This is a genomic window from Comamonas aquatilis, from assembly GCF_965139575.1.
Classification (GTDB): domain Bacteria; phylum Pseudomonadota; class Gammaproteobacteria; order Burkholderiales; family Burkholderiaceae_C; genus Comamonas; species Comamonas aquatilis.
Genome location: NZ_CBCSIW010000005.1, coordinates 35,892 through 48,722, shown reverse-complemented (window position 1 = coordinate 48,722; position 12,831 = coordinate 35,892). Strand labels below are relative to the sequence as shown.

Annotated in this window: 13 protein-coding genes; 1 reads left to right on the top strand and 12 read right to left on the bottom strand. The window is 62.0% G+C overall.

Translation table 11 applies throughout. The annotated features are described in order from the left end of the window. Position 1: 1 nt before the first annotated feature. From ACNAZA_RS08770 to ACNAZA_RS08740, 7 genes are all read right to left on the bottom strand, one after another. Positions 2 to 1,402 carry an amino acid permease gene (locus ACNAZA_RS08770; protein WP_415796155.1) on the bottom strand — a complete coding sequence of 467 codons (1,401 nt, stop codon included), beginning with the start codon at positions 1,400 to 1,402 and terminating at the stop codon, positions 2 to 4. Positions 1,403 to 1,781: 379 nt separating this feature from the next. After that, positions 1,782 to 2,432 (bottom strand): phosphatase PAP2 family protein, encoded by a 651-nt coding sequence (locus ACNAZA_RS08765; protein WP_415796154.1) that lies wholly within the window; start codon positions 2,430 to 2,432, stop codon positions 1,782 to 1,784. 111 nt (positions 2,433 to 2,543) lie between these two features. Next, positions 2,544 to 2,987: a c-type cytochrome gene (locus ACNAZA_RS08760; RefSeq protein ID WP_415796152.1), complete on the bottom strand. Its 444-nt coding sequence runs from the start codon at positions 2,985 to 2,987 to the stop codon at positions 2,544 to 2,546. A 164-nt stretch (positions 2,988 to 3,151) separates the two neighbouring features. After that, on the bottom strand, positions 3,152 to 4,750 hold the full coding sequence (purH, locus tag ACNAZA_RS08755) for a bifunctional phosphoribosylaminoimidazolecarboxamide formyltransferase/IMP cyclohydrolase (RefSeq protein WP_415796151.1): 1,599 nt from the start codon (positions 4,748 to 4,750) through the stop codon (positions 3,152 to 3,154). A 107-nt stretch (positions 4,751 to 4,857) separates the two neighbouring features. Next, the gene (locus ACNAZA_RS08750; protein WP_066477459.1) at positions 4,858 to 5,091 is read right to left on the bottom strand and encodes a Fis family transcriptional regulator; all 234 of its coding nucleotides are present in this window, start codon (positions 5,089 to 5,091) and stop codon (positions 4,858 to 4,860) included. Continuing rightward, entirely contained in the window at positions 5,088 to 6,152 is a 1,065-nt protein-coding gene (dusB, locus tag ACNAZA_RS08745) for a tRNA dihydrouridine synthase DusB (protein WP_415796149.1), read from the bottom strand. Before dusB ends, ACNAZA_RS08750 begins: the two co-directional genes overlap by 4 nt. Positions 6,153 to 6,297: 145 nt before the next feature. After that, entirely contained in the window at positions 6,298 to 6,972 is a 675-nt protein-coding gene (locus tag ACNAZA_RS08740; RefSeq protein WP_415796148.1) for a M15 family metallopeptidase, read from the bottom strand. A gap of 241 nt (positions 6,973 to 7,213) precedes the next feature. On the opposite strand from ACNAZA_RS08740, the gene ACNAZA_RS08735 reads away from it, so the two are divergent. Continuing rightward, positions 7,214 to 7,741: a YqaA family protein gene (locus ACNAZA_RS08735; RefSeq protein WP_415796146.1), complete on the top strand. Its 528-nt coding sequence runs from the start codon at positions 7,214 to 7,216 to the stop codon at positions 7,739 to 7,741. Positions 7,742 to 7,748: 7 nt separating this feature from the next. On the opposite strand, the gene ACNAZA_RS08730 is transcribed toward ACNAZA_RS08735, so the two are convergent. The 5 genes from ACNAZA_RS08730 to ychF all read right to left on the bottom strand — a co-directional run bounded on the left by ACNAZA_RS08730 (position 7,749) and on the right by ychF (position 12,751). Continuing rightward, positions 7,749 to 8,483 (bottom strand): hypothetical protein, encoded by a 735-nt coding sequence (locus ACNAZA_RS08730; RefSeq protein WP_415796145.1) that lies wholly within the window; start codon positions 8,481 to 8,483, stop codon positions 7,749 to 7,751. A 101-nt stretch (positions 8,484 to 8,584) separates the two neighbouring features. Then, positions 8,585 to 9,583, bottom strand: a complete 999-nt coding sequence (locus tag ACNAZA_RS08725; RefSeq protein WP_415796144.1) for a tripartite tricarboxylate transporter substrate binding protein — start codon at positions 9,581 to 9,583, stop codon at positions 8,585 to 8,587. Positions 9,584 to 9,716: 133 nt separating this feature from the next. After that, positions 9,717 to 10,589: a carboxylating nicotinate-nucleotide diphosphorylase gene (gene nadC / locus ACNAZA_RS08720; protein WP_415796143.1), complete on the bottom strand. Its 873-nt coding sequence runs from the start codon at positions 10,587 to 10,589 to the stop codon at positions 9,717 to 9,719. A 118-nt stretch (positions 10,590 to 10,707) separates the two neighbouring features. Next, a complete protein-coding gene (locus tag ACNAZA_RS08715) occupies positions 10,708 to 11,646 on the bottom strand; it encodes an NUDIX hydrolase (protein ID WP_415796142.1) in 939 nt (312 codons plus the stop codon). A gap of 10 nt (positions 11,647 to 11,656) precedes the next feature. Further along, on the bottom strand, positions 11,657 to 12,751 hold the full coding sequence (ychF, locus tag ACNAZA_RS08710; RefSeq protein WP_415796141.1) for a redox-regulated ATPase YchF: 1,095 nt from the start codon (positions 12,749 to 12,751) through the stop codon (positions 11,657 to 11,659). Between the last annotated feature and the right edge of the window lie 80 nt (positions 12,752 to 12,831).

Here is a 12,831-nt window from a genome sequence, read left to right as displayed (position 1 = left end):
TTTATCGCTTATCGGAATGCGCCAGACGTGAGTGGCGCATGCCGTAGGCCAGATAGATCAGCACGCCTATGGCCATCCAGCCCATGAAGCGCAGCCAGGTCAGCGTGGTCAGATTCAGCATCAGATAGGTGCACAGCAGGGCCGAGGCCACCGGCACCAAGGGCACCAGGGGCACGCGGTAGCCGCTTTGCAGATCGGGGCGTTTTTTGCGCAGCACCAGAATGCCTATGCTGACCAGCACAAAGGCCGACAGCGTGCCGATGTTGATCATCTCCTCCAGCAGCTCCACCTTGGTAAAGCCTGCCAGCACGGCAATCACCACGCCCACCAGCAGCTGCAGGCGCACCGGCGTCTTGCGCGTGGCCGAGGTCACGCTCCAGCTGCGCGGCAGCAGGCCGTCGCGGCACAAGGCCAGCAGCACGCGGGCCGAGCCCATCAGCAGCACCATGACCACGGTAGTCAGGCCCATCAGCACGCCCACGGCAATCACCTGTGCGGCCCAGTTGGCACCCACGCTGATGAAAGCGGTGGCCAGCGAGGGGTTCTCGGCCTTGGCCAGTTCGCTATAGGGCACCATGCCCGTCAGCGCCAGCGTGACCAGGATGTAGAGCAAGGTCACCAGGGCCAGACCGCCGAAAATGCCGCGCGGCAAGGTCTTTTGCGGCTCTTTGACTTCTTCGGCCGAGGTGGCGACCACATCGAAACCGATAAAGGCAAAGAACACCAGAGAAGCACCGGAGATCACGCCCAGCCAACCGTACTGGCTGGGTTGCGCGCCAAACAGCCAGGCCAGCATGGGCTGACCCCAGACGTCGCCCGTCACGCCGTGGCCGATGGCGGGAGGCTGGGCCGGCGGCACAAACGGTGTGAAGTTCTTCACGTCCATATAGGTGAAGCCGACCACGATCACAAACAGCGTGATGGCGATCTTGATCAGCGTGAACACATTGTTGACCTGGGCCGAGGCCTTGGTGCCGCGCATCAGCAGCGCGGTGAAAACGGCCACGATGACGAACGGCCCCCATTCCATGGCCACCGGCCCCAGATAAATGGTGCTGGGCACATCAAGGCCGGCGGTGGAGAAAATGGTGGACAGATAAATGCCCCAGTACTTGGCGATCACGGCACCGGCAGAGATCATCTCCAGCAGCAGATTCCAGCCAATTATCCAGGCCAGGCCCTCGCCCAGCGTCAGATAGGTATAGGTATAGGCGCTGCCGGTGACCGGCACGCTGGAGGCGAACTCCGCATAGCACATGGTGGCCACGGCACAGGTGGCGGCAGCCAGGATGAAGGAGAAGATCACCGCCGGTCCGGCAAAGCTGCCCGCCGCGCGTGCCCCTACCGAGAAGATGCCCGCCCCCACGGCTACGGCCACGCCGAGGATCATCAGATCAAACACGCCCAAACTGCGTTCGAGTTGTCGTCCCGGCTCATCGGAATCGGCCAGAGCCTGTTCAATTGTTTTCGTTTTAAGCCACTGCATGCAGGTTGACGGGGCGCTACAGCAGCCGCCTGCGGCCGCCACTTGCCCCGAAAGTTTTGTCAAAAATGAATCCTAGGGTTTCCACCGGCGGCTTGCAGCTTATCTGCGGCTTTCCCGCCATAGCCGCATGTTTTGTGCATTCCGGAGTGCAGCAGCTTCGTGAACAAGCTAGGTAGGCCCCATGCCTGAAGAAGACTGCTCACACAGCCTTTGCTGCGCTGCTGAACTGCGAGTAAGCGGCCACTGATGCAGGAAACGCTGAATTTCCCCAATAATCGGCAGCGCAGCGGGGGAATCAGCGGCCCGCCGGTCTGGGGCCCTTTATCAGCCATTGCAGCAAGGCAACCAGCAGCATGGCCGTGAGCACATCGAGAATATGGTGCTGATGCACCAGCAGGGTGGAGGCGCAAATCGCCAGCCCCCAGACCAGCAAAAACACACACAAGCCGTGGCGGCCGCGTGCCCACTGGGTGCGCACCATGGCCAGGCCCGTGGCCACGGTGTAGACGATGTGCAAAGAGGGCAGCAGATTGTGCGGCTTGTCCACCGCGAACATCAGCGTGAAGATGCTGCGGTAAGGCTCGACATCGGGCACCACCCGCTCAAAAGCCAGATTGGCCGGAAACAGAGCGAACACCAGGCCGCAAATCACCGTCGCCGTGACCTGGCGCTTGCCCAGCGCATCCACCTCCCGGGCATCGACCAGCCAGATGGGCAAAAGAATGAAGATGAAAAAGGAAAAATAGACCCAGATGAACTCCGGCACCAACGGAATCAGTCCATCCCAGGGGGTGATGAAGTCATGCCGCAGCAGCTGCTGCGATGCCAGCCAGTTGCTGGCCGGATAGATGGCGTAGAACACCACCATGGTGCAAATCGCCCAGAACAGCAGGCCACGGCCTTTGGCCGCAGGCGACGATTTGGAAAAAGGCGGGGACGGAAGCATCGGGGCCATTATGCAAACACGGCCTGCCAGCCGTGCAGGCAACCCCGTAAAAAAGGCCTGCAGCAATGCGCTACAGGCCTTGGGTCTTCAAGCGAAGCGCAGCAAATCGCCCTATTTGGCGGCAGGCTCCACCAGCAGCAACCATCGCGCCATCTGCAAAGACTGCTCTTCGCTGATCTGCGGGTGGCGCGGCATGATGACATTGCCCCAGACGCCCACGCTGCCGCCGCGAATCTTGTCGGCCAGATAAGTCTCGGCATCCGCGCGATCACGGTATTTTTCGGCAATGCTCACAAAAGCCGGGCCCACAAACTTGCGATCCCAGCCATGGCAACGCATGCAGTCGGACTGTTCCACCAGTTTCTTGCCAGCAGCCAGCTCAGGATGGCTTTGCACCAGTGCGTCTGCCGCCTGCTCAGCCATGCTGACCCGCATGATGCGCCAGCCGATATTGGCCACACCCAGCGCCGCGGCCAGCATGACCAGCCCGATCAGCCAGCCAATCCAGCGCGGTTTGGGCGGGTAGTTTTCTTCGTCGTCGATAGGATCAGTCATACCTTGTCATCCATGCCCTGCTTTGCGAACTGGGCGCTGCGCCAAAAAATGGCGCAATCCAGGTCAGAGATGCCAAGCAAGGGCCGCCCCGCAGCGATGGCATCGTCCCCCTCCCGCGCAGCGAGAGAGGGGGAAGGCGCAAAGCGCCTCAGGGGGTGTGTTGCTTAGTGCCTGAAATGGCGCACGCCGGTGAAGACCATGGCCACGCCACGTTCGTTGGCCGCGTCGATCACTTCCTGGTCGCGCATGGAACCGCCGGGCTGGGCCACGCAGGTTGCGCCCGCATCGACCACCACATCCAGACCGTCGCGGAAGGGGAAGAAGGCATCCGACGCCACGACGGTGTTCTGCAGCGACAGCTTGGCCGCTTCAGCCTTGATGGAGGCAATGCGAGCCGAGTCCAGGCGCGACATCTGACCGGCGCCCACGCCCATGGTCATGCCGTTCTTGCAGAACACGATGGCGTTGGACTTGACGAACTTGGCCACGTTCCAGGCAAACAGCAGGTCTTGCAGCTCTTCCTGGGTCGGTTGCTTGACGGTCACCACCTTCAGGTCGGCCAGAGTCAGCTCATGGTTGTCGGAAGTCTGCAGCAGCAGGCCCGAACCGATGCGCTTGGATTCGATGGCGTTGCGGCCATTGTCCCAGTCGGTGGCGCCGCCGGCAGGCAAGGCGATCGTCATCAGACGCACATTGACCTTGGACTTGAAGATCTCCAGCGCTTCGGCGCTGAACTCGGGAGCCATCAGCACTTCGACGAACTGCTTGGAAACAGCTTCGGCAGCGGCCTTGTCCACGGGGCGGTTGAAGGCGATGATGCCGCCGAACGCACTGGTGGGGTCGGTCTGGAAGGCCTTGGAATAAGCTTCGAAGGCGTTGGCGCCCACGGCCACGCCACAGGGGTTGGCATGCTTGACGATGACGCAGGCAGGCACCTCAAAGCTCTTCACACATTCCCAGGCCGCATCGGCATCGGCAATATTGTTGTAGCTCAGTTCCTTGCCTTGCAGCTGCACGCCGGTGGCCAGCGAGCCGGGAGCGGGGTACAGATCGCGGTACCAGGCGGCTTGCTGGTGGCTGTTTTCACCGTAGCGCAGGTCTTGGATCTTGACGAACTGGCTGTTGGCCTGGGCCGAAAACAGGTTGCGCTCGGGCACGTATTCTTCAGACAGCTTTTCGTCTTCGAACTTGACCGACGACAGGTAGTCGCTGATGGCGCCGTCGTACTGGCTGATGCGGTTGAACGCAGCCACCGACAGCTCGAAACGCAGCTTGTTGGACAGCTTGCCGGCGGACTTCAGCTCGGCCAGCACGGCGTCGTACTGGTCGGCTGCGGTCAGCACGCCCACGTCTTTCCAGTTCTTGGCAGCGGAGCGCACCATGGCAGGGCCGCCGATGTCGATGTTCTCGATGGCGTCGGCCAGCGTGCAACCGGCCTTGGCCACGGTGGCTTCAAAGGGGTAGAGGTTGACCACCAGCAGATCGATGGTCTCGATGCCGTGTTCCTTGAGCGCAGCCATGTGCTCGGGCAGCTCGCGACGGGCCAGCAGGCCGCCGTGCACCATGGGGTGCAGGGTCTTGACGCGGCCGTCCAGCATCTCGGGGAACTTGGTGACTTCAGCCACTTCGGTCACGGGCAGGCCCTTGTCGGCCAGCAGCTTGGCCGTGCCGCCGGTGGACAACAGCTGCACGCCCAGGGCGTGCAGGGCTTGGGCAAATTCGACGATACCGGTCTTGTCAGAGACGGAGATCAGAGCTTTCATGGGCGTCAATCAAGGTTTGGAATAAAACAAGCCGCAAGTGCAGGTAGGTAATGCGCTTGCAGCTATTAATTTGGGAGTATCTGTATCGCGTGAATCCTGGCTTGCGCTCACAGCATCTGGTGATCGACCAGCTTTTTGCGCAAGGTGTTGCGGTTCAGGCCCAGCCATTCGGCGGCACGCGACTGGTTGTTGTCGGCGTGGCTCATCACCACGTCCAGCAGCGGTTTTTCGACCAGACGGATCACCATGTCATAAACATTGGCAGGCGTCTCGCCATCCAAATCGCGAAAGTAGCCCTCCAGGCTGTCGCGAACGCATTGTTCTAAATTCTGGTTGCTCATGCACTTATTCCTGCGGGTTCATCCAGCTCGGCGTCTTGTCGGACACCTGCCGTGGCCGCCGGTATCCGATCCATCTGCTGCCCCAGGGCATCCAGAAAATCGGCTACGGCCTGCCATTGCACCGCGCAGTCCTCAATTGTGTTGATGTGTTTTCGAAATTCTTCGCCCCCCGGCAGGCTGCGCAAATACCAGGCAATGTGCTTGCGCGCACTGCGTACGCCTGTGCCTTCGCCGTAGAGGCTGTAGTGATCTTGCAAATGCTCCAGCAGCAAACGGCGCAGCTCCGCCACCAGCGGCGGGGCCATATGCTCGCCCGTGGCCAGAAAATGGGCTATCTCGCGAAAGATCCAGGGCCTGCCCTGCGCTGCACGGCCGACCATGATGGCGTCCGCGCCCGTGTAAGCTAGCACGTCCCTGGCCTTTTCGGGGCTGGTGATATCGCCGTTGGCCACCACGGGCACGCTTACAGCCTGTTTGACGGCAGCAATCGTGTCGTACTCGGCAAAACCTTTGTAGCCCTGCTCGCGGGTGCGGCCGTGAACCGTGAGCATCTGGATGCCCACGTCCTCGAACTGGCGGGCCAGCAGCACCGCATTCTTGTGCTCGTCGCACCAGCCGGTGCGCATCTTCAAGGTCACCGGCACGTTGTAGGGGCGTGCAGCCTCCACCACGGCGCGGGCGATCTCCACGGCCAGGGGCTCGTTCTGCATCAGGGCGGAACCCGCCCATTTGTTGCAGACCTTCTTGGCGGGGCAGCCCATGTTGATGTCGATGATTTGCGCACCGCGCTCGATGTTGTAGACGGCCGCCTCGGCCATCATGGCCGCTTCGGTCCCGGCGATCTGCACGGAAATCGGTCCGGGCTCGCCTTCATGGTTGGCTCGGCGGCTGGTTTTCAGGCTGTTCCACAGGTCTTTACGCGATGTCACCATCTCGCTGACCGCATAACCCGCCCCCAAGGCCTTGCACAACTGGCGAAACGGCCTGTCCGTCACACCCGCCATGGGCGCGACAAACAAGCGGTTTGCCAATGGGATATGACCAATGTGCAGAGCAGGCATGAGTTGGGGTCGAAGGCCGCGCGCAGCATGAAGCAAAGGCGCAGCCGGGAGCAAGAAAAGAGGGCTGAATTATACCTGCCCAAATTTTCAGCAATAGCCAACAGAGTGCATCCCCCTGCACTGCGAATCACTATCTGTGCGGTGCCTACTGCAGCTTGCGTACTGGCAGGTCGAAATACTGGTCCGGATAGGGTTCGTTGACCAGGGTGTAATGCCACCACTCCTCGGGCAGATTGCGCCAGCCGTGGCGCTGCATCAGGCTGCGCAGCCACAGACGGTTGTGCCGCACATCGGGCGATTGCCCTCGGTGCTCGGTGTGGGATTGCTCGTCGAACAGGTCGAACGGCGTGCCCATGTCCACATCGATACCGTCGGCCAGCGGACCGCGCACCTGTTGGCTGGCGCGCATGGCGTCCACCACCATCAGCGTCAGATCGGCCGTGCTGGCCCGGCTGTGGCCCGACTTTTCAGCGATATAGCCGCGCTTGAACAGCTCGGATTTGGGCACCCGGGGGTAATACATGTCCCGGTTCTTCTGATCCGCCAGGTCTTTGCCCCAGCGCACAAAGTCGTTGACCGCCTTCTGCGGCCTGTAGCAGTCATAGACCTTGAGCGCCAGCCCGCTGGCGGCCAGCTCTTTCTGCACGGCAGCCAGTGATTGCGCGGCAGGGCGGCTCAGCCAGCACTGGGCGCTTTCGTAGCCGGCCACGGGGCGGCCCATGAAGTTGTGCGGCCCTACATAGCGTACGTCCTGGCGCACGCCCGGGGCCAGCGTGGCCAGGGCCACCAGATCCACCGAGGTTTCGGGCCGTTTTTGCACTGTAGTCACCGCCCTATGGGCACATCCGGCTATCAAAATAAAAGCAGAAACAGCCACAAGCGCCTTACCCAGCACTCCCGTCCTTCCCGCAATCAACACCATTGATGACTCCTGTTGGCTTTACTTGGTTTGCTGTCAAAAATTTCCAGCATACGCATTCAGATGTAACACGATACAGCAAGGTGCAGCCCGCCCAACCCCGGGCGTGAGGGAATTGAACCCCGCCTACACTGACAGCCGTATGGAAGTCTGGATACATCAGTTGCTGCAATGGCTGTCGCTGCCCGAACTGGGGCTGAGCACGGTCTTCATCGTCGCCCTTATTTCAGCCACCTTGCTGCCCCTGGGTTCCGAGCCGCTGGTAGCGGCCCTGGTCTCGGCCAACCCGGCGCTGTTCTGGCCGGCCATCCTGGTCGCCACGGCGGGCAACACCATTGGCGGCGCCATCAGCTGGTGGATGGGCCTGGGCGCCCAACAGGCCTGGAGCAAGGCCCGCAAGCTGCGCCATCGGCAAGACGGCGCTCCGGCGCAGAAAAGCCTGCGCCAGCAGTCCCGCTGGCATCGCATCGCCCGCAGCTGGCTGCGCAAGTACGGGGCCAAGACCTGCCTGCTGAGCTGGCTGCCCATCGTAGGCGACCCCTTGTGCGCCGTGGCGGGCTGGCTGCGCCTGCCCTTTTGGCCTTGCGTGGCCTATATGGCGGTGGGCAAGTTCTTGCGCTACTTTCTGATGACGGCCGGTCTGCAACAGCTGTTCCTGCGTATTTTCTGAAACATTTTCAAGGCAAAAACGGCAAGGACAGCAGGCGCAAGCCCAGAGAGAACCAGCGCTGGCGCCCTTCACCCACGCGGTTGCCATAGGTGGCATCGATCTGCACCTTGTCGGGCACCAGCCAGTAGCGCAAACCGACCTGCATGAAAGGTTTGCCCCCGCCTTGGCCAAAGGTCTCGGCGATCAGCCAGGTGTGTTGCTGCAACTGTGCCTCGGTCGACAATCCCCAGGTCAGATGCTGGCCGCGGCTGCCCTGTTCTCTGAGCCAGCCCACATTGGTATGCACCAGCAGACGGTCATCCCTGAAGGCAAAGCTCACCGGCATATAGGCATACATATCGTGCCCGCCACCCGCCTCACGACGCGGATCGCGCGACATGCCAAGCGCCAGCGCCACACCCCAGCCATTGGACTCCAGAGGCTTGAGCAGTGTTTTGCCCTGCAGCAACTGGGCGCTGGTGCGCGTGCCCCCGTCCATGCGGGTGAGCGCACCGCCCACGGTCAGCTCCAGATTGCCGCTGAAATTGCAGGCCGGCAGAGCCCAGAACTCGGCATGCCCTTTGGGGTGCTTGACCCAGCTCTCCAGCTGGCAGGCCTTGGCGTCCACAATGCGTGCATCGTCGGTAATCATGGGTCGGGCGGCTTGGGCAACCCCTCCCATCAGCAAGCCCAGGCCGCCCAAAGCGGCCGCGAGGCAGGCGCGGAGTGGCTGCCAGCCTGGGCGGTTTGCAATCAAAAACATGGTGAGACTCCTTGCAGGTGCTGACTGCCAGCAGCTGGAGTCAATCTATCGTTGCGTCATGACAGCAAGACCAGCGCGAGCAGGACGGTGGCCGTTTTGCATCAGTCCACCCTGAGCTTGAGCTGGGTGGCCAAAGCCGCATAGCGATCCATATCGGCAGCAATCAACTGGGCAAACTGCTCCGCGCTTTCGCGCACCGGACTATAGCCTTGATCCTGTAGGGATTGCTGCATCTGGGGCTGGCTGACGATCTCGCTGAGCACCTGATGCAACTGCTGCACCACGGCATCCGGCGTGGCGGCCGGGGCCAGCAGCCCATGCCATTGCTCGAGCGCATAGCCCGCCATACCCTGCTCGGCCACGGTGGCCAGCTGCGGCCATTGCGCCAGCCGTCCGGCTGAGCTGATGGCTACTGCACGCACACGCCCGGCTTGCATCAAGGGCCCGGCACTGCTGACCGTGACCACACCCAATGGCAGTTGCCCGGCAGCCACCGCCGTGATGGCAGGTCCGCAGCCCTTGTAGGGCACATGCTGCAAGCTGACATGACTGACCTGGGCCAGCAACTCACCGGCCATATGCTGGGGCGTGCCGTTGCCGCAGCTGGCAAACGCCAAAGGCGACGCAGGCGAAGCCAGCTTCAATGCATCGGCCAGCGTATGCACCTCGCTTTGCTGGGGCACGACCAGCACCGAGGCAATCGTGCCCACATTGATCACCGGTTTGAAGTCCTTGCGCGGATCGAAATCCAGATGCTGGTACACGCCGGGGTTGATGGCAAACGTGCTGTTGACCATCAGCAGCGTGCTGCCGTCCCCCGCAGACTCCGCCACCTGGCGCGCGCCGATATTGCCGCTGGCACCGGGGCGGTTTTCCACCACCACCGTCTGGCCTATGCGCTGCTGCAGCTCCGCCCCCAGCTTGCGGGCCAGCAAATCCGTGCCGCCTCCGGGCGGAAAGGTCACCACGATGGTGATGGGCTTTTCAAACCGCATGGCAGCCTTGCCCGTGCTGGCCTGCCACAGGCCTGCGGCGGCGGTTGCGATTGCGGCAGCTGCCAGCACAGCCCAGCTACGGCGATGTTTAAGAAAAGTCTTCATCAGCTACACCACAGGACATGCAAAGGCAGAGCGCACGCCAAAGATGCCGAGCAAGAGCCTGGGCGGCCCCGCCGCCTCGCAGCGAGGGCGTCGTCCCCCTTGGGGGAAGCGGCAAAGCCGCTCAGGGGGGAACTCATCCAGCGTCCAGTCCGATATCCAGCACGCGCGCACTGTGGGTCAACCAGCCCACGGCGATCTGGTCCACTCCCGTCGCAGCCACTGCAGCCGCAGTCTCGGGCGTGATACGGCCCGAGGCTTCGGTAATCGCCCTGCCCTTGCACATGCCGACGGCGGTGCGCAAATCGTCCAGGCTCATATTGTCCAGCAGCACCACATCCACACCCAGCTGCAGCGCCACCTCGAGCTGGACCAGCGTGTCCACCTCCAGCTCGATTTTGACCATATGACCCACGCCGGCACGGGCACGGGCCACGGCGGTGGCCACGTCGCCGGCCAGAGCAATATGGTTGTCCTTGATCAGCACGGCATCATCGAGTCCAAAGCGGTGGTTGCTCCCGCCGCCCACGCGCACGGCGTACTTTTGCAGCGAGCGCAGGCCCGGCATGGTCTTGCGCGTGCAGGTCACCCGCGTGCCGAAACCCTTGATGGCCTCGGCAATCGAATGCGTGGCCGAGGCCACGCCGCTCAGATGGCACAGATAGTTCAGCGCCGTGCGCTCGGCCGTGAGAATGGCGCGGCTCTTGCCGCGGATGCGGGCGATCTCCATGCCCGGCTCCAGCACGGTGCCGTCCTGGCGGCTGACCTGAAACTCCATGCGCCCGTCCATCAGAGTGAAGGCCAGACGCGCCAGGTCCAGCCCGGCCAGCACGCCCTCCTGACGCGCCATCAAACGCAACTCGTTCGTGGCGTCTGCGGGCACGATGGTGTCCGTCGTCAGGTCGCCGGCACGGCCCAGGTCTTCCAGCAAAGCCATGCGCACCAGCGGCTCCAGCATCACATCCGGCAGAGGCGGAACAGGCAGGGCGGCAGTCTCGATAATGCTCATTTTGAGTATTGGTATAGAAATAAAAAGCGCGATTCGCTTTCAAGCCATCGCGCAGACTCATTTATGCTAAACCTGAGCATTAACCCCGTCAAGCCAGTTCCGTCTGCGAAATCAAAAATCAGTGGGATCTGGCCAATGGCAGCTTGTTGCCAGCAATCGCTCGTTCGAGCATCACATTGCGGCGGAAGCGAAACAGCTTGGCCGGGCGGCCGGCGCCGGTGGCCGTCATCTGCCCGGTTTCCTCCACCAGTGCCTGCTGCTCGATCAGGCGGCGAAAGTTCTGCTTGTGCAGGCCCCGGCCTGCCAGAGCTTCGACGGTCTGCTGCAGTTGCAGCAGCGAGAACTCGTCGGGCATGAGCTCGAACACCACGGGCCGGTACTTGATCTTGGCGCGCAGCCTGGCTATGCCGGTGGCCAGAATGCGGCGATGGTCGTTGCTCATGGCCGTGCCCACCAGCACCGCACCTTCGGGCGCACTCACCCCGTCGCGCCAGGCTTCCTGCACCAGACCGGCTTCGAACAGCAACTCATAGCGCTGCAGCACCAGTTCTTCGTTCCACTCATGGCCATCCAGACCAAAAGTCAATGCAGCCCTTTGCTGACGTTCGTATGCAGCTACAGAATCTGAAGCACTTTCACACCAGTGTCTGAGCACCGGAGCAATCTGTCCATCAATGACCTCGGGCGCCCCCGAACGCCAGTCTTCCCAGGGAAAGTAACGATACCAGTCCTGCCAGCCCGGCTGGGCATGGCCGTTGTCATCGAGTTCGCAGGTCAGGGCCAGATAGCTGATGGAGATGGCGCGCACCCCCAGCTCCTGCGAACGATCGCGGTCGGCAAAGGTATAGAGCTGCTCCACAAACCCCAGGGGATGATGGGTTTGCTTCTCCACCCAGGCACGCAGGCTGACCTGCAGCGAGCGGTGGTTGGAGGTGAACGGACCGGCAGGCAGCGTCACCCCCGCCCTGGTCGTCAGAATGCGCGGCTGACCGGCGGTGACGGCAACCAGCACCGCCACCAGGTCAGCCTGCACGGAGTGCTGCTCGGTCTCGTTCAAAGGCTGCCGCTTAGACGTTGAACAGGAAGTTCAGCACATCGCCGTCCTTGACGATGTATTCCTTGCCTTCGGCACGCATCTTGCCGGCATCCTTGGCGCCTTGCTCGCCCTTGAAAGCGATGAAGTCGTCAAAGGCAATGGTCTGGGCACGAATGAAGCCGCGCTCGAAATCGCCGTGGATCACTCCAGCGGCTTGAGGGGCGGTGGCGCCGATGGGCACGGTCCAGGCACGCACTTCCTTCACGCCAGCGGTGAAGTAGGTTTGCAGACCCAGCAGCTTGAAGCCAGCACGAATCACGCGGTTCAGGCCAGGCTCTTCCAAGCCCAACTCTTCCAAGAACATGTCGCGGTCTTCGTCTTCCATCTCGGACATTTCGGCCTCGATCTTGGCGCAGACGGCGACCACAGGGGCACCCTGGGCTTCGGCGTAGGCCTTGAGCTGGTCGAGCAGCGGGTTGTTCTCGAAGCCGTCTTCCGAGACGTTACCCACAAACATGGCGGGCTTGGCGGTGATCAGGCAGAACTGCTTGATCAAAGGAGCGTCTTCCTTGGAGACTGGCACGGTGCGAGCAGGCTTGCCTTCGTTCAGCGCAGTCTGAATCTGGGTGAGCAGAGCAACTATCTTGGCCGCATCCTTGTCAGTGCCTGAGCGAGCGGCCTTGTTATAGCGATGAATTGCCTTTTCCACTGTGGACATGTCAGCCAGGCACAGCTCGGTCTGAATGACTTCGATATCGGCAATCGGGTCCACCTTGTTGGCCACGTGAATCACGTTGGGGTCTTCAAAGCAGCGCACCACGTTGACGATGGCGTCGGTTTCGCGGATATGGGCCAGGAACTGGTTACCCAGACCTTCACCCTGAGAGGCACCCGCCACCAGACCCGCGATGTCCACAAATTCCACGATGGCGGGAACAATGCGCTCGGGCTTGACGATCTCGGACAGCTGATCCAGACGCGGATCGGGCACTTCCACCACGCCGGTATTGGGCTCGATCGTGCAGAAGGGATAGTTCTCGGCGGCGATGCCGGCCTTGGTCAGGGCGTTGAAAAGAGTGGACTTGCCCACATTGGGCAGGCCCACGATGCCGCATTTGAGGCTCATGGAAATTTCCTTTGATATCAATGCACTACCTGGCACCACACCATCGTGGCCGAAGTGCCCGATCCGCATTGAGGCGTGTT

Excerpts from the sequence above, each read along its gene's own strand:
- ACNAZA_RS08725 (WP_415796144.1), bottom strand. The coding sequence starts at position 9,583 with ATGAAGACTTTTCTTAAACATCGCCGTAGCTGGGCTGTGCTGGCAGCT.
- dusB (WP_415796149.1), bottom strand. The coding sequence starts at position 6,152 with ATGCCTGCTCTGCACATTGGTCATATCCCATTGGCAAACCGCTTGTTT.
- ychF (WP_415796141.1), bottom strand. The coding sequence starts at position 12,751 with ATGAGCCTCAAATGCGGCATCGTGGGCCTGCCCAATGTGGGCAAGTCC.
- purH (WP_415796151.1), bottom strand. The coding sequence starts at position 4,750 with ATGAAAGCTCTGATCTCCGTCTCTGACAAGACCGGTATCGTCGAATTT.
- ACNAZA_RS08730 (WP_415796145.1), bottom strand. The coding sequence starts at position 8,483 with ATGTTTTTGATTGCAAACCGCCCAGGCTGGCAGCCACTCCGCGCCTGC.
- nadC (WP_415796143.1), bottom strand. The coding sequence starts at position 10,589 with ATGAGCATTATCGAGACTGCCGCCCTGCCTGTTCCGCCTCTGCCGGAT.
- ACNAZA_RS08750 (WP_066477459.1), bottom strand. The coding sequence starts at position 5,091 with ATGAGCAACCAGAATTTAGAACAATGCGTTCGCGACAGCCTGGAGGGC.
- ACNAZA_RS08735 (WP_415796146.1), top strand. The coding sequence starts at position 7,214 with ATGGAAGTCTGGATACATCAGTTGCTGCAATGGCTGTCGCTGCCCGAA.
- ACNAZA_RS08760 (WP_415796152.1), bottom strand. The coding sequence starts at position 2,987 with ATGACTGATCCTATCGACGACGAAGAAAACTACCCGCCCAAACCGCGC.
- ACNAZA_RS08765 (WP_415796154.1), bottom strand. The coding sequence starts at position 2,432 with ATGCTTCCGTCCCCGCCTTTTTCCAAATCGTCGCCTGCGGCCAAAGGC.